Below are 23,429 nucleotides of genomic sequence, written 5' to 3' on the forward strand. Positions count from 1 at the left end.
GATCAGCCACGCGCCGCTTCCGCCAGCACAAAGGCCTTCACCGTGTCATAGTCGCCTGGAAGGCGCGTGTAGCGTTCTTCGCGGTCGAAGAGATTGCCGAGCCGCGCCGGGAGCGGCGGACGAACGCCAGTCGCACGCTCGACCGCTTCGCGGAACTTGGCGGGATGCGCGGTCGCCAGCGTGACGATGGGAATGTCTGCATCGATGTCGAGCGCGCGCGCCGCGGCGAGGCCGACCGCACTGTGCGGATCGATGATCTGCCCGCCATGCTCCTGCGCCCAGCGCAGCGCGAGCGCCATCGCATCGCCGTCGATGCTCGCGCTCGAAAACAATCCGCGTGCGCCGGCGAGCATATCGGCGGGGATCGTCATCGCGCGGTTCGCGTCGAATTCGCCCATCATGCCCATGATCGCCGCGCCGTCACGGCCCGACAGGTCGAACAACAATCGTTCGAAATTGCTGCTGACCTGGATGTCCATGCTGGGGGTCGCGGTCGCGGTGACCGTGCCCGCGCTATAATCGCCGCTGGTCAGCGCGCGGTGCAGGATGTCGTTGACGTTCGTCGCGACGACGAGCTTTGCAATCGGCAGCCCCATCTGCGCCGCAACATAGCCCGCGAATACGTCGCCAAAATTGCCCGTCGGCACGCTGAACGCAATCGGGCGGTCGGGACCGCCGAGCCGGACAGCGGCATAGAAATAATAGACGACTTGCGCCATCAACCGCGCCCAGTTGATGCTGTTCACCGCCGACAGCGTGACCTGGCTGCGCGCCTCTTCGTCGCCGAACAACCGCTTCACCATCGCCTGCGCGTCGTCGAAGCTGCCGTCGATCGCAATGTTATGGACATTGGGCGCGAGCACGGTCGTCATCTGGCGGCGCTGTACGTCGCTAACGCGGCCTTCGGGATGCAGCATGAAGATCTGGATATGCTCGCGCCCCGCGACCGCCTCGATCGCCGCCGACCCGGTGTCGCCCGACGTTGCGCCGACGATCGTGATGTTGGTGTCGCCACCCGCAAGAAACTTCTCGAACAGCTGTCCGAGCAATTGCAGCGCAACGTCCTTGAACGCGAGCGTCGGGCCGTGGAACAGTTCGAGCAGCCAGTGGCGATGGTCGAGCTGGACGAGCGGGGTCACTGCATCATGGCTGAATCGGCCATAAGCGGCGCGGCACAGCTCGCGCAGCTCGTCTTCGGTCAGCACGCCCTCGACGAAGGGCCGCATGATGCGCACCGCGGTTTCGGCATAGTCCAGTCCCGCAAGCGCTCGAACCTCCTCGGCCGACATCTGCGGCCATTTCGCCGGCAGATAGAGGCCGCCATCGCTGGCGAGGCCCGCAAGCGTTGCGGCACGAAAGTCGAGGGTCGGCGCAGAGCCGCGGGTGCTGATATATTCCATGGCGGCCCAGCGCCTAGCGGGCCGACGTCAAGGCCGCAAGCGGCGACGGACGGCCAATATATAGATGACGAGCGCCGCCGCAGCGAACAGGAACCATTGCCCCGCATAAGCGAGGTGGTTGTTCGGCGTGTTTTCAGCCGACGGCACGGCGCTGGCACGAAGGCCAGTGACGGGCGTATCGGCAATCAGCATCGCGCGTGCGGGCGTGGCTTTGCCCATCGCGCGCTCCATCACCGTTGGCTGGTCGGGGCCTGGGACGATCGTTCCTTGCACGGTGCCGCCCTTCCATTTGGGAGGGGCAAAATCATCACCGATGCCAATATCGACCAGCACGCCCGGCCCCTCGGCGCCGGTCCGGCAGTCGGCGATCATGCGAATGCCTGCCGTCCCCTTCCGGTCGGTGCCGCTGCGCGGGTCCCAGCGGACGGGTTCGAGGCAGACGATGCTGCTTTTGCGAAAGAGAAAGGCGTCGGGAACAGGCGGCAGTTCGGGATATGTCACCAACGACGACATCGCGGTGTTGCGCTGGAAGAGCGCGATCAGCGCTTCCTTTTCGGTCTTGCGCTGCAGTTGCCAGACGCCGAGCCCGATCATCACCGCGACCGCAACGAGCACGAGGATCGTCGGGATCAGCGGCCAGCGTTTCGTTGCAGCTTCAGTCATTTTTCTCGTCCACCTCTCGGCCCTCGGCGGCCTGACGCTGGTGCTCGCTTGCCAGCAGCGCGCCTTTGCCGATGCGCAGGCCATAGACAATCGCCGCGGCGGTCAGCGGCACCCACAGGATGACATGCACCCACAAAGGCGGCCGCACGAGGGAATCGAGCGTCAACGCGAGCGCAATAAGCAGCGCGCCGACAATGAGCGTGAGAAAAGCCGCGGGACCATCGCCGACATTATAGCGACTATAATCGAGACCGCAGCTGTCGCATTTTGCCCGGAACTTCACCGGCCCGTCGAACAACGTCGAAGCGCCGCATTCGGGACAGAGACCAAAAAGGGCAGCGCGCCATAACGGCGGCTGCCCCTTTTGAATTTGATCGCCAGCGGGCAATTTAGTGCGCGGCGACCGGCGCGCCCCAGCCGCCCCAGACATAGACGATGATGAAGAGAAACAGCCACACGACGTCGACGAAGTGCCAGTACCATGCAGCGGCCTCGAAACCGAAATGCTGAGTCGGGGTGAAGTGACCCTTATAGGTGCGGACGAGGCAGACGATCAGGAAGATTGTACCGACGAGCACGTGGAAGCCGTGGAAGCCGGTCGCCATGTAGAAGGCCGAGCTATAGTTGCTCTGCCCGAAGCCCCACGGCGCGTGCATATATTCATAAGCCTGGATGGTCGAGAAGACCGCGCCGAGGATGATCGTCAGCCACAAGCCCTTCTTCAGCCCTTCGCGGTCGCCGTGGATCAGCGCATGGTGTGCCCAGGTGATCGTCGTGCCCGAGCAGAGCAGGATCAGCGTGTTGAGCAAAGGCAGCGAGAAGGGGTCGATGACTTCGATGCCCTTCGGCGGCCACATGGTGATCGCCGCAGCGCCGTCCTGGCCGAACAGCGAAGTTACCGCGCCGTCGACATATTCGATCGGGACCGGGAACAGCGAGAAATCGAACCATGCCCAGAACCAGCCGACGAAGAACATGACTTCGGACGCGATGAACAGGATCATGCCGTAACGCAGATGGAGCTGGACGACCGGGGTGTGGTCGCCGGCATGCGCTTCGTTGATGACGTCCGACCACCAGCTGAAGAAGGTGGCGATGACGCCCATGAAGCCAAGGCCGAGGACCCATTTGCCGATCCCGCCGAAATAGTCGGCGTGCATCGCCATGACGAGTCCGAAGAACATCACGAGCGCAGCGACCGAGCCGATGAGCGGCCAGACGCTGGGATTTACGAGGTGGTAGTCATGATGTTTCGCACCGGACATGGCGTTTTTCCCGTTTTTAGCAGCCCCAGCATGACGATTCCCCATCATCTGCCGGTCTTGTTAGACTCTTGTTCGCGGCCTTAGCTCGCCTTTTTACCCTCGTCTACAGGGTGGAAGGTGTAGCTGAGGGTGATTTCCTGCACGTCGCGCGCGTCGGGGTCGTCCATGATCTTTGGATCGACGAAGAACAACACCGGCATGCGCATCTGCTGCCCCGGCTCCAGCCGTTGCTGTGTGAAGCAGAAGCACTGGATCTTGGTAAAATATTTGCCGGCCTGATCGGGCGTGACGTTGAAACTGGCGGTCCCGACGACCGGGTGCGCCGAATTATTCTCGGCGATAAAGATCGCCATGTCGCGCGCGCCGACGCTGACCGTGTCGGTCGGATGCTCGGGATAGAATTTCCACGGCAGGTTCGGCGAGACATTCGCGTCGAAGCGTACCGAGATCGTGTTCGACAGGATTTGCGGCTCGGCCGCCGCGGCGACCGGGTCGTAACGCTGCGTCGTGCCACCGAAACCGGTCACGCGGCAAAACAGATCGTAAAGCGGCACCGCCGCGAACCCGAGCCCGGTCATCGCCAGCGCCAGCAGCGCGGCAAAGCTTGCGGTCTTCGCATTAGGGGACATCCGCCCGATCATGAGAAAATCTGCATCTTTGCGATAGTGATGAAGAAAAAGAGGATCGCGAGCGCGCCGAGCATCCACGCCATCATATTGGCACGGCTGCGTTGGCGGCGGCGATATTCGGCCTCATCGAAGGGTTCGAGATTCGGGTCTTCGGTCATAAGGGCCACCAATGGTCGGCGACGACGGCGCCGAACAGAATGAAAAGATAGGCGATCGAATAGGCGAACAGGCGCTTTTCGGGCTGCATCAGATCGCCCTCACCCGTTGCGCGCGTGCCGACCTGGACCGACAGCGCCACAAACAGCGCCGACAGGATCACCGCGGTCCAGCCATAGAGCGCGCCGGTGTAACCAAGCGGCCATGGCGCAATCGCCGCAACCGCCATGATTACCGCATAGAACAGAATCTGGCGCCGCGTCGATTTCTCGCCCGCGACGACCGGCATCATCGGGATACCCGCAGCGGCGTAATCCGAGCGCATGAACAGCGCGAGCGCCCAGAAATGCGGCGGCGTCCACAGGAAGATGAGCAGAAAGAGCAGCACCGGCAGCGGCGCGATCGATCCCGTCGCCGCAACCCAGCCGATCAGCGGCGGAAAAGCGCCTGCCGCACCGCCGATAACGATATTCTGCGGCGTCCGGGGCTTCAGCCACATGGTGTAGATGAAAACGTAGAAGAGGATCGAGCCGGCAAGCAGCAGCGTCGCCTGCCAGTTCGACGCGAACAGCATCAGGAACAGCGAAAAAGCTGCCAGGCCGACGCCGAATTGCAGCGCGGTCTGCGGGTCGAGACGTCCGGCAGGGAGCGGCCGGCCCGCGGTCCGCTTCATCTTTGCGTCGAGCCCCGCCTCATACCACTGGTTGAGCGCACCCGAAGCCCCTGCCCCAAGCGCAATGGCAAGAATCGAGGAGAAAGCGAGCACCGGAGGCACATTGCCCGGCGCCGCGAGCAAGCCGCACAGCGCGGTGAACACCACGAGAGACATGACGCGCGGCTTCGTCAGCGCGAACAGGTCGCGCCAATCGGCGGGTAGCGCCGTGTCGGCTTGAGTCAGGCTTTGCGCCATGGTTACTCCGGCCCGATGATCATGCGCCCCCTGCCGACAATCGGCAGGGGGAAGCACAAATCAGGCGATACGCGGCAGTTCGTTGAACTGGTGGAACGGCGGCGGGCTCGACAGCGTCCATTCGAGCGTCGTCGCGCCTTCGCCCCACGGATTGTCGGCGGCCTTCTTGCCCGCGAACAGCGAGTAGCCGATGTTCAGGAAGAAGAAGAGCATGCCGACGCCCATGATCACATAGCCGTACGACGAGATCAGATGCCAATGCGCATAGGCTTCCGCATAGTCGGGGTAACGGCGCGGCATGCCCTGCTGTCCCAGGAAGTGCTGGGGGAAGAACATGACGTTCACGCCGATGAAGAAGACCCAGAAGTGCAGCTGGCCCAAGGCTTCGCTGTACATCCGGCCCGACATCTTCGGGAACCAGTAATAGAAGCCGGCGAAGAGCGAGAAGACCGCGCCCAGCGACAGCACATAGTGGAAGTGCGCGACGACATAATAGGTGTCGTGCAGGTTGGTGTCGACGCCGCCATTGGCGAGCACGACGCCGGTCACGCCGCCAACGGTGAACATGAAGATGAAGCCGAGCGACCACATCATCGGCGTCTTGAACGTCATCGAGCCGCCCCACATGGTAGCGATCCAGCTGAAGATCTTGATGCCCGTCGGGACCGCGATGACCATCGTCGCGGCGGTGAAATACATTTTCAGGTTCACGCTCATGCCGACCGTGAACATGTGGTGCGCCCACACGATGAAGCCGACGACGCCGATCGCGACCATGGCGTACGCCATGCCGAGATAACCGAACACCGGCTTCTTGCTGAAGGTCGAGATGATCTGGCTGACGATGCCGAAGCCCGGCAGGATCATGATGTACACTTCGGGATGGCCGAAGAACCAGAAGAGATGCTGGTAGAGAACGGGGTCGCCGCCGCCTGCCGCATCATAGAAGGTGGTGCCGAAGTTACGGTCGGTCAGCAGCATGGTGATCGCAGCGGCCAGAACCGGCAGTGCGAGCAACAGCAGGAAGGCGGTGACCAGCACCGACCACACGAACAGCGGCATCTTGTGCAGGGTCATGCCCGGCGCGCGCATGTTGAAGATGGTGGTGATAAAGTTGATCGCACCCAGGATCGACGCCGCGCCAGCGAGGTGAAGCGAGAAGATCGCCATATCGACCGCGGGGCCAACCGAACCGCTGGTCGACAGCGGGGCATAGACCGTCCAGCCGGTGCCCGCGCCATTGCCGCTGCCGCCCGGAACGAACAGCGAGCCCATCAACATGACGAACGCGACGGCGGTCAGCCAGAAGCTGACATTGTTCATGCGCGGGAACGCCATGTCGGGCGCGCCGATCATCAGCGGGACGAACCAGTTGCCGAAACCGCCGATCATGGCGGGCATGACCATGAAGAACACCATGATCAGGCCGTGCGCCGTGATCATCACGTTCCAGAAATGCTTGGCCGCGGTCAGATCCTGCGCGCCGCCGAGCGCCTGCGCCCAGGTGCCCAGATACTGGACGCCGGGATGCGCGAGTTCGAGGCGCATCATACCCGAAAGCGCGCCGCCGACGATGCCGGCGATGATCGCGAAGATCAGATAGAGCGTTCCGATGTCCTTGTGGTTCGTCGACATGAACCAGCGGACGAAAAAGCCCGGCGTGTCGTGGTCATGGTCGTCATGCGCGTGATCGGCATGGCCATGGGCGGGTGCAGTTGCAGCGATATCGGTCATCTGTCGGACCCCTTATTAATTCTTGGCGGCCGGGACGGCGGCAGGCGCCGCTGCGGGTGCAGCTGCGGTCGGCGTTGCGGCAGGCGCCGCTGCCGGATCGGCGGCGGCAGGTGCCGGAGCAGCCGCAGCGGGTGTCGCGGCGACCGGGCCAGCCGGATTGCCGCCCTTCGAGCGAACCCATGCTTCCCACTTTTCGACCGGGAGCACTTCGACCGCGATAGGCATATAGCCGTGATCGACGCCGCAAAGTTCAGAACACTGGCCGTAATAAACGCCGACCTTGTTCGCGGTGAACGTCGCTTCGTTGGCGCGGCCGGGGACCGCGTCCATCTTGGTCCAGAAGGCGGGAACCGCGAAGCTGTGGATCACGTCGGCGCCGGTGATGATCAGTTTCACCTGACGGCCGACCGGAACGACCATGCGGTTGTCAACGGCGAGATGATAGGGCTCGCCCGCGGCGATCGCCTTGTCCTCGGGCAGGATCTTCGAGACATATTCGCCGATGCCCTGGTCGGGATAGGCATAGCCCCAATACCATTGGTAGCCCGTCACCTTGATCGTCAGCGCGTCTTTCGACGGCGGCTCATATTGCTGGGCCAGAAGCCGGATCGACGGCACCGCGATCACCGCGAGGATCAGCACCGGAATGGCGGTCCAGATGATTTCGATGAAGGTGTTGTGCGTCGTCTTCGACGGAATCGGGTTCGCCTTGGCGCGGAACCGGAACATCACCCAGAGCAGAAGGCCCAGAACAAGCAGCGTGATAAAGGTGATCACCGGCAGCAGGATGACGTGGTTGAACCAGTAAGCCTGTTCGCCGACCGGGCTGACCTGCGGCTGGAAATCGATGCCCGCATCGATCGGCTGGCCGACCCCGGGGGTCGGCTTCATCGGGACGTAAGTTGCATCGCCAGCCGGAACGGCGGCGGTCGTCGCCACCGGCGCTGCTGCCGGAGCAGCCGCATCGGCGACGGCCGGAGCCGGATTCGCCGGAGCCGTTGCAGCAGGTGCTTCGGCCGGAGCCGTCGCGGGTGCCTGCGCATGGCTGACGCCCACTGCGCCAAGCGACAAAGCCGCCGCAATTACAAGGGTTTTCAAGCTCTTCATAAGGATAGTGCCGCCCGTTGCCTGTTGTTCTTATTGATGCCCCTTCCCCCCTGCAGCAGCGGCCGGACACGCGTCACGGCAGCCGGCGGAAGGGCTGAAACTCGCGGGCGCTATAGACCCGCTTGCCGCTTGCCTCAAGCATCTCTAACACTATTTTACGGCTGGATAATCTTCACCGCCAAAACCCGGTCGCCTGCCATGGGCGACGCACTGGACAAAAGAACAATTCTCCCATGACCGATGATGAAATCCTGGCCGAATTCCGCGCCGCCGACGCCTTGCTGCAGGGCCACTTCCTGCTCTCCTCCGGCCGCCACAGCGAATATTATCTGCAGTGCGCGCGCGTGCTGATGGACACCGAACGCGCCGGACGGCTCGCGGTCGCGCTTGCCGCCAAACTGCCGCGCGACCTGAAACAGGCGATCGACATCGTCGTCTCGCCTGCAATGGGCGGCGTCATCATCGGTCATGAAATGGGCCGCGCGCTCGGCAAGCCGGCGCTTTTCGTCGAGCGGCCGACGGGCACCTTCGAACTGCGGCGCGGCTTTACCATCGACCCCGGAGCCAAGGTGCTGATGGTCGAGGATGTCGTGACCACCGGCCTGTCGTCGCGCGAAGCGATGGCCTGTATCGCGGCGGCGGGCGGCGAAGTCATTGCCGAAGCAGCGCTGGTCGATCGCTCGGCAGGCAATGTCGACCTCGGCATTCCCTTCTATCCGCTCGTGGCCATCAATTTCCCGACCTATGCCGAAGACGCGCTGCCGCCCGAACTCGCGGCGACCCAGGCGATCAAGCCGGGGAGCCGCGCGAATTGAGCCCGTCGCAGCCCGGCCGCCTTCGCCTCGGCGTCAATATCGACCATGTCGCGACGATCCGTAACGCGCGCGGCGGCGAGCATCCTGACCCGGTGCGCGCGGCCGAGATCGTCGCGGCGGTCGGCGGCGACGGCATCACCGCGCATCTGCGCGAAGACCGGCGCCATATCCGCGACGATGATCTGGCGCGCATTCAGGCCGCGACCGACCTGCCGCTGAACCTCGAAATGGCGGCGACCGACGAAATGGTCGAGATCGCGCTGCGCCACAATCCGCACGCCGCGTGCATCGTCCCCGAAAAGCGCGAGGAACGCACGACCGAGGGCGGGCTCGACGCCGCGGGGCAGCACAACCACCTCGCGCCGATTGTCGCGCGGCTGAACGATGCGGGCATCCGCGTCAGCCTGTTCATCGAACCCGATCCGCGTCAGATCGAGGCGGCAATGCGCCTCCGCGCCCCGGTCGTCGAATTCCACACGGGCCGCTATGCGCATGTCGAAGGCGAAGAACGCGCCATCGAACTGCGCCGCCTCGCCGACGCCGCCGCTCTCGCGTGGAAAAATGGCATCGAACCGCATGCGGGTCACGGCTTGACCTATGAAAATGTCGTTCCGGTCGCCGCGATTCCGCAGCTGGCCGAACTCAACATCGGTCATTATCTGATTGGCGAGGCGATCTTTACCGGGCTTGAGGATGCGGTGCGCCGGATGCGCGCGTTGATGGACGAGGCGCGAGGCGCGCTGTGATCATCGGCCTCGGTTCCGACCTCTGTAATATCAAGCGAATCCAGAACTCGCTCGATCGCTTTGGCGAGCGGTTCGAAAATCGCGTTTTCACCGATATCGAGCGCGCCAAGGCCGCGCGGCGGCCGTTCACCCGCGCCGGCACTTACGCCAAGCGCTTCGCGGCGAAGGAAGCCTTTTCGAAAGCCGTCGGCACCGGGTTCAAGCGCGGGGTGTTCATGAAGGACATCGGCGTCGTCAACGCGCCGTCGGGGGCGCCGACGCTCGCGCTGACCGGCGGGGCGGCCGAGCGGCTCGCACAGATGACACCTGCGGGCCACACGGCGCACATCCATTTGACGCTGACCGACGACCATCCGTGGGCGCAGGCGTTCGTCATCATCGAAGCAATCAAGGACTGAAATCGACATGGCGAAGAACAAGGCGCAGGACGAAGGCGGCTGGGGCAAGCTGATCCGCGACATCGTGGTGATCCTGCTGCTCGTGCTGGGCATCCACAGCTGCGTCGCCAAGCCTTTCTATATCCCGTCCGATTCGATGATGCCCGTGCTGCGCAACGGCGATCGCCTGATCGTCAGCAAATATCCCTATGGCTGGTCCTATTCGTCGGTCAGCTTTCACCTCGCGCCCAAAACCGCCGGCCGCTGGTTCGGCAAGCTGCCCGAGCGCGGCGATATCGTCGTGCTTGAACACCCGGTGTCGCGGATCGACTATATCAAGCGCGTGATCGGGCTGCCCGGCGATACGATCCAGCTCCGCAACGGCGAACTCAGCATCAACGGTAAGCCGGTGAAGCGTGAAGTTCAGCCGATGCTGGCGATTCCGGTCGACCCGAACCTGCCCGGCCCCGACAGCAGTCTGAACCGTTTCGTCACCCGCGGCGCCGACGGGAAAGCGGCGCTGGAGCTTCCCATCGTCCGTGAGACGCTGCCCGGCGGGGCGACGTTCGACACGATCGACATGGGCCCCGGCTACACCACCGACGATTATGGCCCGGTGACCGTGCCCGCCGACCATCTGTTCCTGATGGGCGACAACCGCGACGGCAGCGCCGACAGCCGGGTCGGCACCGACCAGAAGGGGCTGGGCGGCCCCGTTCCGTTCGACGCCATCGCGGGGCGCGCCGAGATCATCAGCTTTTCGACCGATGGAACGGCTGAGTGGTATAACCCGCTCAGCTGGTTCAATGCCTTGCGTTCGGGCCGCGCGGGAACCGACCTGCGCCCCGAACGTGACACCAAAGCAAAATAGGGAATAAGGGCATGGCGGCGACGACGACCAGAAAAACCGGCGGAGCGCGCGCCGCAAAACCTGCCGATGGGCATACCGAAGCCCCCGGCCCGACCGAAATCCGCAGCGAGCCGGTCCGGACCGAATTGCTGAAGGCTGGCGTATGGCTCGGCCTCGCACTGTTGATCGGCCTCTGCATCATATTGATCCAGCCGATCCTGTTGATCTTTGCCGGTATCGTGATGGCCTCGATGCTCGACGGCGGAACCCGCCTGCTGGGCCGGGTGCTTCCGATTGCGCGCGGATGGCGGCTCTTGATCGTCTGCCTGTCCCTCCTCGCTTTTATGGTGTGGACGGCGATGTTCGCAGGCTCGCAGATCGCCGACCAGGCCGCCACCCTGCAAACGGTCGTAATGGGTCAGGTTGAGCGGATCGCGGCATGGGCGAGCGACCATGGCATGGGCAATTTCCAGCTCGATACCAAAACCATTTCGGACAATCTTGCCGGCACATTCGGCCGTGTCACTGCGGCAGTGGGCACGGTCCTCGGCGGCCTGACCAGCCTCGTCATGATCCTTGTCCTGGGCATCTTCATCGCGATCGAGCCGCGGCTTTACGAGCGCGGCGTCGCGTGGATGCTGCCGATGAAAAGCCGCGAGAATTTCTACATCACCACTGCGCGCATGGGCTTCACCCTCCGCCGTCTGATGGCGGGACGCCTGCTCGGCATGCTCGTCGAGGGCATCGGCACCTGGCTCGCCTGTCTCGTCGTCGGCATCCCGATGGCGGCGCTGATGGGCCTTCTGACCGGCTTGCTGGCCTTCATTCCCAATATCGGCGCGATCGTTTCGGGCGTGCTGCTCGTGCTCGTCGGCTTTTCGGCGGGAACCGACACCGGCCTTTGGGCGATCGCGATCTATTTCGTCGTCCAGACGGTCGATGGCTATCTGATCGTCCCGATGGTCGCGAAGAAGACCGTCGACCTTGCGCCCGCACTCGTGCTTGGCGCGCAGATCCTGTTCGGCGCGCTGCTCGGCCTCATGGGCCTGTTCCTCGCCGACCCGATCGTTGCGATGATCAAGGTAGCGCTGGAACGCGAAGCCGAGCGGAATGCCGGCGGCGCTAAAACGAAAACGGCGGCGGACTCCTGAGCCCACCGCCGTTTGAATTTGGTTTAAGCGGCGCGCTTACGGCTGCGGCGCGCCGGGCGGCGGACCGGCCTGACCACCCGGAGCGCCGCCGGGGGCGCCCTGCATCATCTGTTGCTGCTGCATCATCTGCTGCTGTTGCTGCATCTGCTGCTGCATCGCGCGAACCTCGGCTTCCGACCGGAAGTCGAGCAGGGTCACGTCGAAATGAAGCGTGCTGCCCGCGGGGATCGGCCCGGTGGCACGGTCGCCATAACCGAGCTGTGCGGGAATGGTGATCTTGTACTCACCGCCCTTTTTCATCCGGACCAGCGCTTCCGAGAAGCCCGGAACGACCTGAGCCACCTGCATCGGCGCCTGTTCATTGGCATCGAAGACGGTGCCATCGTCGAGCTTGCCTTCATATTTCACCAGCACGACGTCGGCCTTGGTCGGGCTTGGACCCGTGCCTTCCTTGACGACTTCAAAGCCGATGCGGGGAGTCATATGCCAGGCAAAGGCTGCGCCAGCGACGAGCAGCGCCGCAAGGCCGAACCACATCAGCCACAGGCCGCCCTTGTTCACCGGGCGCAGTGGAACCGTCGTTACGCTCATTTTAGCTGATCCTTCCGCAAGCGCCCGCGGGCGCGAATATTGGCGAGGCCTATAGGCGGTGCGGCGCGGGGCGGTCCAGAGGCAATATGCCTGCGTCGGACGCACAAAAAAGGCGCTGCGTTGCCGCAGCGCCTTTTTCACGATCGGATCCCGAACGGAAAACGGGTCTTACTTGATCCCGTCGCGTTCCATCCGCTTGCGCTCCATCTTGCGGGCGCGGCGGACAGCTGCGGCGTGCTCACGCGCGCGCTTTTCGCTGGGCTTCTCGTAATGACGGCGCAGCTTCATTTCGCGATACACGCCCTCACGCTGCAGCTTCTTCTTGAGCGCGCGAAGGGCCTGGTCGACATTATTGTCGCGAACGATGATCTGCATGTGCCGTGTCGTCTCCGGTTCGTCCAACGATGAACGGCCACCGGATATCCGGTCCGCCATAAATCGCCGATATGAGGGCAATAAAAGAAGCGCCGCGAAGCCGCGACCTTCCGATGGCTGGGCCACTAAAAGGATTCGCGGCGAAATGCAAGCCCCCCGCGGTAAACCGGGCTTGTCGCGCTATCGAACCGCCCTGCCCGCTCGGGATTGTGTCGCTCCCTATCCTTATGGCATAGGTAGCAGGACGCAACTAACATCATAATGAGGGACAGGCCATGGCGACCCAGCTCAAGCGCAACAGCAAATATAGCGAAGCCGAATGGACGGCGCGGCAGGAACTTGCCGCCTGCTACCGTATCTTCGCGATGATGGGCTGGGACGAGATGATCTTCAACCATATCACGGTGAAGATTCCCGACGAGGACGGCAGCTATCTGATCAATCCCTATGGCATGCATTTCAGCGAAGTGACCGCCTCGACGCTGATCAAGATCGACATCGACGGCAACAAGGTCGATGAGGACAATCCCTGGCACGTCAACAAGGCGGGCTTTGTCCAGCACAGCCTGTTCCACCGCGTCCTGCCCGACGCGCACGCGATCATCCACACCCACACCACCGCGACGGTCGCGGTCTGCGCGCTCGAAGGCGGGCTGCAGCCTGTGAACTTCTATGCCTGCAATTTTGCCGGCCAGCTCGCCTATCATGATTTCGAGGGTGTCACCGTGCGCGAAGAGGAAGGCGAGCGCCTCGTCCAGAACCTCGGCGACAAGCGCATCCTGATGCTCAAGAATCACGGTCCCGTCGTGATGGGCAAGACGCTGACCGAAGCTTTCATCAAATATTGGGCGCTCCAGCGCGCGTGCGAGATCCAGCTTGCGACGATGAGCATGGGCAAGCCGATCACCGTTCCGCAGGAAGTCATTGCGGTCCACCAGCGCGACCTGTTCATGGCCTCGATCCCCGGACAGGCGGGCAAGGCCGAATTCGACGCGATGGTGCGCAAGGTCGACAAGATCGACGCAAGCTGGCGTGATTGAGGCATCCAACAGGCTGGGCACCAATAAATAGGGACAGTCCCTATTTAATTGCGCAGTTTCGATTGCGCATAATGCCGTCCCGATTAAATAGGGACAGTCCCTATTTATTGGTGTTGCGCAGCGCATGACGCGATTCTCGGTCAACGACCGCCCGGTCGAATATCGCATGGAACCCGAAACGCCCCTGCTGTGGGCGCTGCGCGACGCGTCGAACCTGACGGGCACCAAATATGGCTGCGGCACCGGCGAGTGCGGCGCGTGCACTGTCGATATCGACGGCGAAGCGATTCGCAGCTGCATGGTCACGATCGCCGAATGCGAGGGCCGCTTCGTCACGACGATCGAGGGGCTGGCCCGAGATCGCAGCCATCCGGTCCAGCAGGCATGGGTCGCCGAACAGGTCCCCCAATGCGGGTTTTGCCAGTCCGGGATGATCATGGCCGCCGCCGCCCTCCTCCGGACGAACAGCAATCCCAGCGATGCCGAAATCGACGCGGCGATGACCAACATCTGCCGCTGCGGCACCTATCCGCGCATTCGCACCGCGATCCGGCTTGCCGGTCGCGTCGTGCGCGGCGAGGAACGCATTGCCGCCGCGCCGCCGCCGGGTATCCGCCCCGAAGATGCGGCGCGCGCCGTCCCTGCGCTTCGCTTGCCCCCCGGCACCTGAACCTCTTCGTTCATGTAGCTGAACCGCAGGCAACAGACCGGTCAGCCATCGATCATCTTGCAAGGCGTAAGAATCACACCATCATCCCGGCTGGCGTCTCCAGCAAGCGGGACATGAGTTGGAGAATGGCGAGATGAAGAAGATGTTCGGAGGGTTGCTCATCGCTGCAACGATCCTGACCCCGATCGCCCCGGCCGCCGCACAGGCGTCGGGCGAGCGGGTACAGATCGCGCAGCGCGGCGACCGGGGAGACCGCGGACCGCGCGGTCCCGAAGTGCGCCGCGGTGGTGGCGAAGCACGGCCTCAGCGCCAGCAAAGCGAGCAGCCGCGGGTCGAGCGCCAGCAGCGCAGCGACGTGCGTCAGCAACAACGGCAGCAACGCGGCAATGACCAGCAGCGGCAGGCTCAGCGTCAGCAGTGGCAGCAGCAGCGTGGGAACGACGCGCAACGTGGGAACGATCAGCAGCGCCAGCAATGGCAACGGCAGAACGAGCAACGCCAGACCCAGCAGGTCCAGCGCCAGCGCGGCGGCACCTATGATCGCAACAACGACGGCCGCATCGACCGCCAGTGGGATCGCAATCGCAACGGTCAGGTCGATCAGCGTTACGATCGAAACGACAACAACCGCGTCGATCGCCGCTACGATCGCAATCGCAACGGCGATCTCGACCGCCGCTGGGATCGCAACAACAATAACCGCATCGACCAGCGCGACGGTCGTTACGATCGCAATCGCGATGGCCAGATCGATCGCCGGTACGACCGCAACAACAACAACCGCGTCGATCGCCGGTATAACGACAATCGCAGGAACAGCTGGAACCGCGACTGGCGCAACGACCGCCGTTACGACTGGCGCAGCTATCGCAACCAGAACCGCAGCCACTACCGGATGCCGCGCTATTACAACCCGTATCGCGGTTACGGATATACGCGCTTCAGCATCGGTTTCAGCCTGAACTCGCTCTTCTATAGCTCGCGCTACTGGATCAACGACCCCGGCTATTACCGTCTGCCGCCGGCTTACGGCGGCACCCGCTGGATCCGCTATTATGACGACGCGCTTCTGGTCGACACCTATTCGGGCGAAGTGATCGACGTGATCCACGATTTCTTCTGGTAATATTCCTTTCGGTTATCAGATGACAAACTGAGGGGCTGGTTCGCCAGCCCCTCTTTTTATGCGCTTGCCCTCCCCCGCCCGCCGCGCCACGGTGGCGGAAACAAACAGGGGAGATTTCATGCGTAAACTGGGAATGGTCGCAGCGGCTACGCTCGCGCTGCTCGGCACGACGGCATATGCGAAAACCACCATCGTCTATGCGGGTCGCGTCATCACCGACGCCAGCAAGCCGGCGCAGGGCCCCTCGACGATCACCATCACCGACGACCGCATAACCTCGATCACGCCCGGCCGCGCCGCAGCGCCCGCCGACGCCGAAGTCGTCGATCTCGGCGACAAGACGCTGCTTCCCGGCCTCATCGACCTCCACGTCCACCTGACCGGCGACCCCGGCGACGATTATCGCGCCGCGGCGGTCGATCCCAATGAATGGGGCGTCGTCGTCGGGGCGAAGAACGCCGGAATCACGCTGCGCGCGGGCTTCACGACAGTGCGCGAAGCGGGTTCGGCGCAATATACCGCATACGCGCTCCGTCGCGGCACCGCGAATGGCTTTATCGAAGGGCCGCGTATCATTGCTGCCGGTCCCGCCCTGTCGATCATCGGCGGGCACGGAGACGTGACGGGCTTTCGCGAGGATATTCATGCCGTCCTCGATGAAGGCTATACCTGCACCGGCGCGGTCGAATGCGCCGAAAAGGTCCGCAAGGCCTCGCGCGCGGGCGCCGACGTCATCAAGATTACCGCAACCGGCGGCGTGCTGTCGCAACAGGCACGCGGGCTCGAAGGCCATTTCACCAGCCCCGAGTTGCAGAGCATCGCCGACACCGCCCACTCGCTGGGCCTGAAAGTCATGGCGCATGCGCATGGCGCGGGCGGGATCACCTCGTCCGCCGCAGCGGGTATCGACAGCATCGAACATGGCACTTTCGCCGATGATGCGACGCTGCGGGTCATGAAGGCCAAGGGCACCTATCTCGTCCCGACGCTGATGGCGTTCGAGGGCATTCGCGAACGGCTCGGCAAGGGTATCTACACCCCGACGGTCGAGAACAAGGTGCGCATGACGCTCGGCGACGTCGGCAAGGCCGTGATCCGCGCCAAGGCGCTTGGCGTGCCGGTCGCGTTCGGTACCGACGCCGGGGTGTTCGAACATGGGCGCAATGCCGGCGAGTTCGCGCTGCTCGTCAAATATGGGCTGACCCCGCGCGAGGCGCTGGCGAGCGCGACGACGGTCGCGGCGACGCTCTTGTCGATGGATAATGAAATCGGCCGCATCGCACCGGGCATGTCGGCTGACATGATCGCGGTGACGGGCGACCCGCTGACCGATGTCACCGTGCTCGAAAAGGTCGACTGGGTAATGGCGCGCGGCCGGATCGCCGACTGATCGAAGCCGTCAGGCGGCGCGGCGGACCCGTCCCCGCGCCGGCGGCACGATCTTCGGGCCGATCAGCTCGTCGATATCGACCGCGACCGCGAACTGGACCCCGACGCGGTTGCCCGCCGACCAGCGCGCCTCGGCATCGAGCAGCTGGTCGGCGCCGAATTCGAGCGTCAGCGGGGTTCCGGGCGGAACATTCCACAATCCTTCGACCAGCGCGCCGCGCGACGACATGTTGCGGACGATCGCCTCATAGCGGTAACCGCCGCTGCCGATGTGAATCGTACGGAAGGTCGTCAGCCGCGGGGCACGCGCGCTTTTATATCCCTTCGCCTCGGCGCGGCCGCCGCCTTCGCGCAGCAACGCCAGAACCTCGACCAGTTCCATCGGCTTGCCATAGATATAGCCCTGAACATGGCTGCACCCGAGCCCGCGGATCAGCGCCAGATCGTCGTGCGTCTCAACCCCTTCGGCAGTGGTTTCCATCTTGAGTGCGGTCGCGAGGCCGACGATCGACGAGATGATCGCAGCGTTCATGCTGCTGGGATCGGCGGCGCCGAGGACAAAGCTCTGGTCGATCTTGATCTTGTCGAACGGCGCCTTCTTCAGATAGCCGAGCGCCGAATAGCCGGTCCCGAAATCGTCGAGCGCCAGCCGCACGCCGGTGCGCTTCAATTTCTGGAACATCGCCAGATTTTCCGGACTTTCGTCGAGGAAGACGCCTTCGGTAATCTCGAGTTCAAGCTGGTCGGGGCGAATCCCCGCCGCCGACACCGCGCTCATGATCGTCGCGGGCAGCTTTTCGTTGGCGAACTGGCGGGGCGAGACGTTGACCGCGACACGATAATCGGAACCAAGGCGTGCGATCGTCGCGCAGGCGGTGCGGATGATCCATTCGCCGATCGGCACGATCAGGTTCGATTCTTCGGCGATAGGTATGAACTTCGACGGGCTGATCAGGCCGTCGGTTGCATGGTGCCAGCGGATCAGCGCCTCGAACCCCGAAATCCGTTCGCTGCCGACATCGACGATCGGCTGATAGAGCAGCTTCAGCTCGTCCTTCGCGAGCGCATCGCGCAGCGCATCCTCGATCGCCTTTCGCTCGCTCGCCTGATTGTGCATCGCATCGGCATAGAAGCGATACACCCCGCGCCCGGCGTCTTTCGCCGCGTACAAGGCCAGATCGGCGTTGCGGACGAGTGCCGACGCGCTCACCCCATGCCCGTCCGACACCGCGATGCCGAGCGACGATCCGATGCGGACCTGCTCGCCTTCGATCGCGAATGGTTTGGCAAGGCTGAGGATGATCGCATTGGCGATGCCGGCAAGCTTTTCGGGCTGGCTCATTTGCGGCACGACGATCTGGAATTCGTCGCCGCCGAGCCGCCCGACCTGCCCCTTGTCGCCGACGATCTGCGTCAGCCGTCCGGCGACCTGTTGCAACAACTGATCGCCGACCGGATGCCCCAGCGTGTCGTTCACCGCCTTGAACCGGTCGAGGTCCATCAACAGCAGCGCGCACGGCTGCGGCTGGCCGCTATGGCTCTTGAGCGCGCGTTCGAGCAGGTCCGTGATGTGACGCCGGTTCGCAAGGCCGGTGAGCGTGTCGTAGCGCGCGAGCTGATTGATCTCGCGCTCCGACCTCTTCTTGTCGGTCAGGTCGGTACCGCTGCCCCGAAATCCCTGAAAATTGCCGAGCTCGTTGCTGATCGGATGGCCCGAGATCGACCACCAGCGCTCCTCGCCCGGCACCGCCGCCTGCACCGTCAGCTCCTTGAACGGCGTACGCGACGACAGGCTGAACCCCAATGTGCGCTCTTCGCTTTCGTCGTTACCGATCCGCTTGCGGATGATGTCGGTAAAGGGGTGGCCGAGCAGGTCCGACAACGGTCGTTCGATCCGCGCTGCCACGGTTGGCGAGATATAGACGAGTTGCCCATAGCGGTCGGTTTCCCAGAACCAGCCGCGCCCTGCTCGCTCGAAATCGCGCATCAGGTTCAGCGCCCGCTGCTGGTCGCTGACGCCCAGCCGCGCGGTGCGCGTGGCGCGGCGCTGATGGCGGATATCCTCGCGCATCATCACGATCAGAAGGCCCAGAAAAACAAAGCCTGCGACCGCGAACGGCCACGAGGCGATGCCAATGGCGCCGCCCAGCGCCGTCGCACCCGCAAAGGCGAAGAAAGCGGGCCGCACGACCGCCACCGCCGATGCGGCGACAAGGAGCGAGCCGATGTGGATCGCGGTAAAGGCGTCGAAATGGCGGCTGCCGTCGGGGACCGCGATCGCATCGAACGTCGCCGCCGCGTTAAGCAGCGTCCCGAGCGCGATCAGCGCCATGCACAGCATCGCCATCGCCCGCACATGCCGATGCGCGATCGGTCGCGGCTTGCGCATCGCCTGCCCGATCACCGTCAGCACAATGTCGCACAGCAGGCCGACCGCCATCACCAGCCAGTGCGAGGGGTGATCGAGGAAACCGGCGACGCCCGGCAGGAAAGCAAAGGTCAGAAACGCGAGGACGCGGCCGATCAGCACATAGTGCCACAGCTTCGCCACCCGCATCAGACGGGTGACGAACTCGGGCGAATCGAACAGCGATTCGTCGGATGACGACTCGCCGATCCCCGGCCTGATTATGCTGCGCCGAACCCCCAATTTCCCGATATTCCCCGCTTGTCTGGTCGGGGCAATCAGTGGCCGGGAAAGGGTTGCCAAATCCTTACCTTAACGTCGTGATTTCCGCCGATATTGTGCCAAAACGGAAGGGGTTTGGTTTCGGTTCCGGGCTTGTTATAGAGGGGCATGCCAGCCGTCCGCTCATTCCCTCCCGACCGATTTTTCGACCGCAGCGAATGGTCGGCGATCACCCGCGCCTCGTCATGGCGCGGTATCTGGCTCGTCGCCCACGCATGGATCGTCAGCATCGCGCTCGTCGGCGTCGCCGCCTGGTCGCAGAACCCCGCCCTGTGGCTGCTCGCCATCGTCTTTGTCGGCGGGCGCCAGCTCGGGCTCGCCATCCTGATGCACGATGCCGCGCACGGCGCGTTGCATCCGAACCGCAAACTCAACAATTTCCTTGGCCAATGGCTGACGGGCGCCGCGGTCGGATCGGACCTGATCGCCTATCGCACCTATCATCTGCAGCATCATAAATTCACCCAGCAGCCCGAAGACCCAGACCTGTCGCTGTCGAAACCTTTTCCGACCACGCGCGCCAGCCTGTGGCGCAAGATGCTGCGGGACATGACCGGCCAGACCTTCTTCAAACAGCGCCTCGCACAGTTCGGATTCGCGCTGGTCGGCCTCAAGGCCATGCTGCGCGGCGAAAAAGTCGAGAAGGGCGCAAAGAGCACCAAGGCCGGGACGCCGTTCAACAAGCAGTCCGACGATGGCATGACGTCACCGACGGTCGATGTCGCTGGCGCAATGGCGGTGGCGCGCGCGGTGGGCCGCTTTCTCGTCGCCCAAGCGATACTGTTGGCGGCCTCGCTCGCGCTTTATGGATGGACGCCGTACCTGCTCTGGCTCGCCGGGCTTGCGACGACCTTTCAGCTTTACCTGCGCGTCCGCAACATCGCCGAACATGCGTGCACGACCACCGGCAGCGACGATCCCTTCAGCCATGCGCGGACGACCAACGCCGGCTGGCTGGCGCGCGCGACGGTTGCTCCATATTGGGTGAATTATCACGCCGAACATCATCTGTTCATGGGGGTGCCCTGCTATCGGTTGCCGCAGGTGCATGCTGCGCTCGGCCGCGCGGGCAAGCATGATTCGATGACGATTGCGCCGGGCTACGCCGCGGTGCTGCGGCAGGTCACCGCCAAAGGCTGATCAGCCTTCCTGAACGAAACGCGCGCCAGCGCGGTCCTTGACCGTCTTTTCGGGGTCGAAAATCATCCCGTTCATCGCGACATAGACGCCCGGCGGCAGCGTCTGTGCCGCCGCCAGCGCGAAGCCGACGTTGAATTCGGCATCGCTCGCGCGCACCGACGCGGGCTGCATCGCTCCCGTCATCACGATCGTCTTGCCCGCGATCCCCGCAAGCACCCGGCCGGTGACGACCATCGTATCGGTTCCGTGTGTGACGAGGATGCGCGTGGCATCGCTCGCGGCGACCGCAGCGCGGATCGTCTCGCGATCGGCATCATCCAGTTCGAGGCTGTCCTTGCGCATTAATTGCGTCACGCGGTGCGGAACATGGACATTATTCTCGCGCAGCAGGTCGGGAATCGCCGCAGGGCCGATCTGGAATTCGGACAGGGCATCGAAATAGACTTTGTCGATCGTCCCGCCGGTCGTGAAAATCTCGATCATATCGGTCATGCACACTCGTCCCGGACCGGCAGCGCCGGGGTGCCGTCGGGCGCGGCGAACGGCCGCTTGAAGGTGAAGGCGTCGGCCGACGGCCCGTTCGCGGCGAGCCGCGCAATCGCCGCCATGCCCTCGGCGACGGTCGGGCGATGCCCCGCGGGGACCCACCACAGCGCCTGGAACATGGCAATATGGTCGAACCACTCCTTGCGTCGCCGCATGATCGCGAGGTGCTCGGGATTGCGATAGACATAGGCGGCGAGCGCATCGACGTCGCGCCACACCGACATGTTGGCGATGACGTGCGGGTCGTCGGTCACCGCGACATCGGTCGCATCATTGCCATCGCCTGTGAGGCGCCAGACGAAACCGTCGGACGCCTCTGCGAGCGCGTTCACAGGATCGAGCGCATCCATGAAGTCGCGGTTGGCGACATGCTCGGCCGGCAGGCGAAAGCGTGCGACGTTGATCTGTGCGAGTTCATAGTCCGCCATGCCCCGCTCCTCAGTCCAAAGCCTCGGCGATCAACCGCCGCGTGTTGTCGATTCCGAACAACGCGATGAAGCTGCCCATACGCGGCCCGGCACTCGAACCGAGCAGCGTTTCATACAGCGCCTTGAACCAATCACGCAGATTTTCAAAGCCATAGGCCTCGTTCTTTCCGATCTCATAGACGATATTCTGGATATCGTCGGCGCCGGCGTCGGCGGGCAACTTAGCCAATCTGTCGTCGAGTTCGCGCAGCGCCGCGACCTCGCCGCCTTGCGGCTTGCGGCGATTGAGCGTCGGCGCGACATAGTCGCGATTATACGCCATCGCATTGTCGATCAGCCGGTCGAGTTCGGGCCAGGTCGCGGCGTCGGCGCCATCGACATATCGGCCGAGGTAGCGCCAGATCTGATCCTTCGACGCATCGGCGCCCATCACCGCGACGAGATTGAGCAGCAACCCGAAGGTCACGGGTAGCTCAGCCGCGGGAATATCCTCGGCGCGCGCGACATGGACGTGGTGCACGGGGTTGCCGAGGCGCTTGTCGGCCTCCTGCGCCGGATAGCTGCCGCGCATTTGCAGATATTCGTCGATCGCCTTCGGGATCACGCCGATGTGCAGCTGCTTCGCAGCCTTCGGTTCGCGATAGGCGAAAAAGGCGAGGCTTTCCTCGCTGCCATAGTCGAGCCACTGCTCGAGGCTCAGGCCATTACCCTTCGACTTCGAGATCTTCTCGCCCTTTTCGTCGAGGAACATCTCGTAGATCAGCCCCTCGGGCTTGCGCCCGCCGAGCGCCTTGGCAATCTTGCCCGACTGGACGCCGCTGTCGGTCAAATCCTTGCCGTACATCTCGTAATCGACGCCGAGTGCGACCCAGCGCATCGCCCAGTCGACCTTCCACTGCAGCTTGGCGCCGCCGCCAAGGATGCTGTGCGTGATCGTCTCGCCCGCGTCCTCGAACGACACCAACCCCTTGTCGGCATCGACGACGGTCACCGGCACTTGCAGCACGATCCCCGATGTCGGGCTGACCGGCAGGATGGGCGAATAGGTCGCCGCGCGCTCGGCGCGCAGCGTCGGCAGCATGATGTCGAGAATGTCCTGGTTGTGGCGCAGGACATTCTTCAGCGCGTCGTCGAACGCGCCCGCCTTGTACCGCTCGGTCGAACTGACGAATTCATATTCGAAGCCAAAGCGGTCGAGAAACTCGCGCAGCATCGCATTGTTATGATGTGCGAAACTCTCGAACTTTCCGAACGGATCGGGAATCGCGGTGAGCGGCTTGCCGAGATATTCGCGCAGCATGTCGCCGTTCGGCACATTGTCGGGAACCTTGCGCAGCCCGTCCATGTCGTCGCTGAACGCGACAAGGCGCGTCGGTGCGCCGCCGGTCAGCGCCTCATAGGCGCGGCGAACCATCGTCGTGCGCAGCACTTCGTTGAAGGTGCCGATATGCGGCAGGCCCGAGGGGCCATAGCCCGTCTCGAAGATGATCGCCTCGCCGCCGGGCTTGCCATCCGGATAGCGTTTGACCAGCTTGCGCGCTTCCTCGAACGGCCAGGCCTTGGACGTTTGCGCGGGTTCGCGCAGCGAAGGATGAAGGTGCAGGTCAGTCATGCCGCGCCCATAGCGGCAAG

At 63.7% G+C, this 23,429-nt stretch carries 25 protein-coding genes; 10 read left to right on the plus strand and 15 right to left on the minus strand.

Annotated features, from left to right (window positions below; translation table 11 throughout):
- Positions 1-2: 2 nt before the first annotated feature.
- The 9 genes from thrC to coxB form a co-directional block, all read right to left on the minus strand.
- Positions 3-1,400: a threonine synthase gene (thrC, locus tag AC3A43_RS07255; RefSeq protein WP_487791838.1), complete on the minus strand. Its 1,398-nt coding sequence runs from the start codon at positions 1,398-1,400 to the stop codon at positions 3-5.
- Between the two features lie 27 nt (positions 1,401-1,427).
- Entirely contained in the window at positions 1,428-2,063 is a 636-nt protein-coding gene (locus tag AC3A43_RS07260; RefSeq protein ID WP_487791839.1) for an SURF1 family protein, read from the minus strand.
- Positions 2,056-2,493, minus strand: coding sequence for a DUF983 domain-containing protein (locus AC3A43_RS07265; RefSeq protein WP_487791840.1), 438 nt, complete (start codon positions 2,491-2,493; stop codon positions 2,056-2,058). The genes AC3A43_RS07260 and AC3A43_RS07265 overlap by 8 nt, the downstream gene beginning before the upstream one ends.
- A complete protein-coding gene (locus tag AC3A43_RS07270) occupies positions 2,453-3,328 on the minus strand; it encodes a cytochrome c oxidase subunit 3 (RefSeq protein ID WP_487791841.1) in 876 nt (291 codons plus the stop codon). The genes AC3A43_RS07265 and AC3A43_RS07270 overlap by 41 nt, the downstream gene beginning before the upstream one ends.
- Before the next feature lie 80 nt (positions 3,329-3,408).
- Positions 3,409-3,957, minus strand: coding sequence for a cytochrome c oxidase assembly protein (locus tag AC3A43_RS07275; protein WP_487791842.1), 549 nt, complete (start codon positions 3,955-3,957; stop codon positions 3,409-3,411).
- 8 nt (positions 3,958-3,965) lie between these two features.
- The gene (locus tag AC3A43_RS07280; protein WP_487791843.1) at positions 3,966-4,115 is read right to left on the minus strand and encodes a hypothetical protein; all 150 of its coding nucleotides are present in this window, start codon (positions 4,113-4,115) and stop codon (positions 3,966-3,968) included.
- Positions 4,112-5,023: a heme o synthase gene (locus tag AC3A43_RS07285; RefSeq protein ID WP_487791844.1), complete on the minus strand. Its 912-nt coding sequence runs from the start codon at positions 5,021-5,023 to the stop codon at positions 4,112-4,114. Before AC3A43_RS07285 ends, AC3A43_RS07280 begins: the two co-directional genes overlap by 4 nt.
- A 60-nt stretch (positions 5,024-5,083) precedes the next feature.
- Complete coding sequence (gene ctaD, locus AC3A43_RS07290; RefSeq protein ID WP_487791845.1) at positions 5,084-6,757, minus strand: cytochrome c oxidase subunit I; 1,674 nt, start codon at positions 6,755-6,757, stop codon at positions 5,084-5,086.
- 15 nt (positions 6,758-6,772) lie between these two features.
- On the minus strand, positions 6,773-7,864 hold the full coding sequence (gene coxB / locus AC3A43_RS07295) for a cytochrome c oxidase subunit II (RefSeq protein WP_487791846.1): 1,092 nt from the start codon (positions 7,862-7,864) through the stop codon (positions 6,773-6,775).
- Between the two features lie 233 nt (positions 7,865-8,097).
- On the opposite strand from coxB, the gene pyrE reads away from it, so the two are divergent.
- From pyrE to AC3A43_RS07320, 5 genes are read left to right on the plus strand one after another with little or no spacing between them, the layout of a single operon-like run.
- Positions 8,098-8,679 carry an orotate phosphoribosyltransferase gene (gene pyrE, locus AC3A43_RS07300; protein ID WP_487791847.1) on the plus strand — a complete coding sequence of 194 codons (582 nt, stop codon included), beginning with the start codon at positions 8,098-8,100 and terminating at the stop codon, positions 8,677-8,679.
- Positions 8,676-9,425: a pyridoxine 5'-phosphate synthase gene (locus AC3A43_RS07305; RefSeq protein WP_487791848.1), complete on the plus strand. Its 750-nt coding sequence runs from the start codon at positions 8,676-8,678 to the stop codon at positions 9,423-9,425. The genes pyrE and AC3A43_RS07305 overlap by 4 nt, the downstream gene beginning before the upstream one ends.
- Positions 9,422-9,823, plus strand: coding sequence for a holo-ACP synthase (gene acpS / locus AC3A43_RS07310; protein ID WP_487791849.1), 402 nt, complete (start codon positions 9,422-9,424; stop codon positions 9,821-9,823). Before AC3A43_RS07305 ends, acpS begins: the two co-directional genes overlap by 4 nt.
- Before the next feature lie 7 nt (positions 9,824-9,830).
- Positions 9,831-10,673 (plus strand): signal peptidase I, encoded by an 843-nt coding sequence (gene lepB / locus AC3A43_RS07315; RefSeq protein ID WP_487791850.1) that lies wholly within the window; start codon positions 9,831-9,833, stop codon positions 10,671-10,673.
- A gap of 11 nt (positions 10,674-10,684) precedes the next feature.
- The gene (locus tag AC3A43_RS07320; protein ID WP_487791851.1) at positions 10,685-11,803 is read left to right on the plus strand and encodes an AI-2E family transporter; all 1,119 of its coding nucleotides are present in this window, start codon (positions 10,685-10,687) and stop codon (positions 11,801-11,803) included.
- Positions 11,804-11,839: 36 nt separating this feature from the next.
- On the opposite strand, the gene AC3A43_RS07325 is transcribed toward AC3A43_RS07320, so the two are convergent.
- Complete coding sequence (locus AC3A43_RS07325) at positions 11,840-12,394, minus strand: FKBP-type peptidyl-prolyl cis-trans isomerase (protein WP_487791852.1); 555 nt, start codon at positions 12,392-12,394, stop codon at positions 11,840-11,842.
- 168 nt (positions 12,395-12,562) lie between these two features.
- Entirely contained in the window at positions 12,563-12,769 is a 207-nt protein-coding gene (gene rpsU / locus AC3A43_RS07330; protein WP_037510267.1) for a 30S ribosomal protein S21, read from the minus strand.
- A gap of 275 nt (positions 12,770-13,044) precedes the next feature.
- Here rpsU and AC3A43_RS07335 point away from each other — a divergent pair, with 275 nt between their 5' ends.
- The 4 genes from AC3A43_RS07335 to AC3A43_RS07350 all read left to right on the plus strand — a co-directional run bounded on the left by AC3A43_RS07335 (position 13,045) and on the right by AC3A43_RS07350 (position 16,995).
- The gene (locus AC3A43_RS07335; protein WP_487791853.1) at positions 13,045-13,809 is read left to right on the plus strand and encodes a class II aldolase/adducin family protein; all 765 of its coding nucleotides are present in this window, start codon (positions 13,045-13,047) and stop codon (positions 13,807-13,809) included.
- A gap of 124 nt (positions 13,810-13,933) precedes the next feature.
- Complete coding sequence (locus AC3A43_RS07340) at positions 13,934-14,479, plus strand: (2Fe-2S)-binding protein (protein ID WP_431563283.1); 546 nt, start codon at positions 13,934-13,936, stop codon at positions 14,477-14,479.
- Positions 14,480-14,612: 133 nt separating this feature from the next.
- On the plus strand, positions 14,613-15,605 hold the full coding sequence (locus AC3A43_RS07345; protein WP_487791854.1) for an RcnB family protein: 993 nt from the start codon (positions 14,613-14,615) through the stop codon (positions 15,603-15,605).
- Between the two features lie 118 nt (positions 15,606-15,723).
- Positions 15,724-16,995: a metal-dependent hydrolase family protein gene (locus AC3A43_RS07350; RefSeq protein WP_487791855.1), complete on the plus strand. Its 1,272-nt coding sequence runs from the start codon at positions 15,724-15,726 to the stop codon at positions 16,993-16,995.
- A 9-nt stretch (positions 16,996-17,004) separates the two neighbouring features.
- On the opposite strand, the gene AC3A43_RS07355 is transcribed toward AC3A43_RS07350, so the two are convergent.
- Positions 17,005-19,644, minus strand: coding sequence for an EAL domain-containing protein (locus AC3A43_RS07355; RefSeq protein WP_487791856.1), 2,640 nt, complete (start codon positions 19,642-19,644; stop codon positions 17,005-17,007).
- A 147-nt stretch (positions 19,645-19,791) separates the two neighbouring features.
- On the opposite strand from AC3A43_RS07355, the gene AC3A43_RS07360 reads away from it, so the two are divergent.
- A complete protein-coding gene (locus AC3A43_RS07360; RefSeq protein ID WP_487791857.1) occupies positions 19,792-20,823 on the plus strand; it encodes a fatty acid desaturase family protein in 1,032 nt (343 codons plus the stop codon).
- Here AC3A43_RS07360 and AC3A43_RS07365 read toward each other — a convergent pair whose 3' ends face one another.
- Genes AC3A43_RS07365 through AC3A43_RS07375 form a run of 3 tightly spaced genes read right to left on the minus strand, consistent with a single transcriptional unit; the run spans position 20,824 to position 23,409 of the window.
- The gene (locus tag AC3A43_RS07365; protein WP_487792040.1) at positions 20,824-21,306 is read right to left on the minus strand and encodes an asparaginase domain-containing protein; all 483 of its coding nucleotides are present in this window, start codon (positions 21,304-21,306) and stop codon (positions 20,824-20,826) included.
- Positions 21,307-21,311: 5 nt separating this feature from the next.
- A complete protein-coding gene (locus AC3A43_RS07370) occupies positions 21,312-21,797 on the minus strand; it encodes a DUF3291 domain-containing protein (protein ID WP_487791858.1) in 486 nt (161 codons plus the stop codon).
- Positions 21,798-21,807: 10 nt separating this feature from the next.
- Entirely contained in the window at positions 21,808-23,409 is a 1,602-nt protein-coding gene (locus tag AC3A43_RS07375; protein ID WP_487791859.1) for a lysine--tRNA ligase, read from the minus strand.
- Positions 23,410-23,429: the final 20 nt, after the last annotated feature.

This window comes from Sphingopyxis sp. Soil_C_28, from assembly GCF_057657055.1.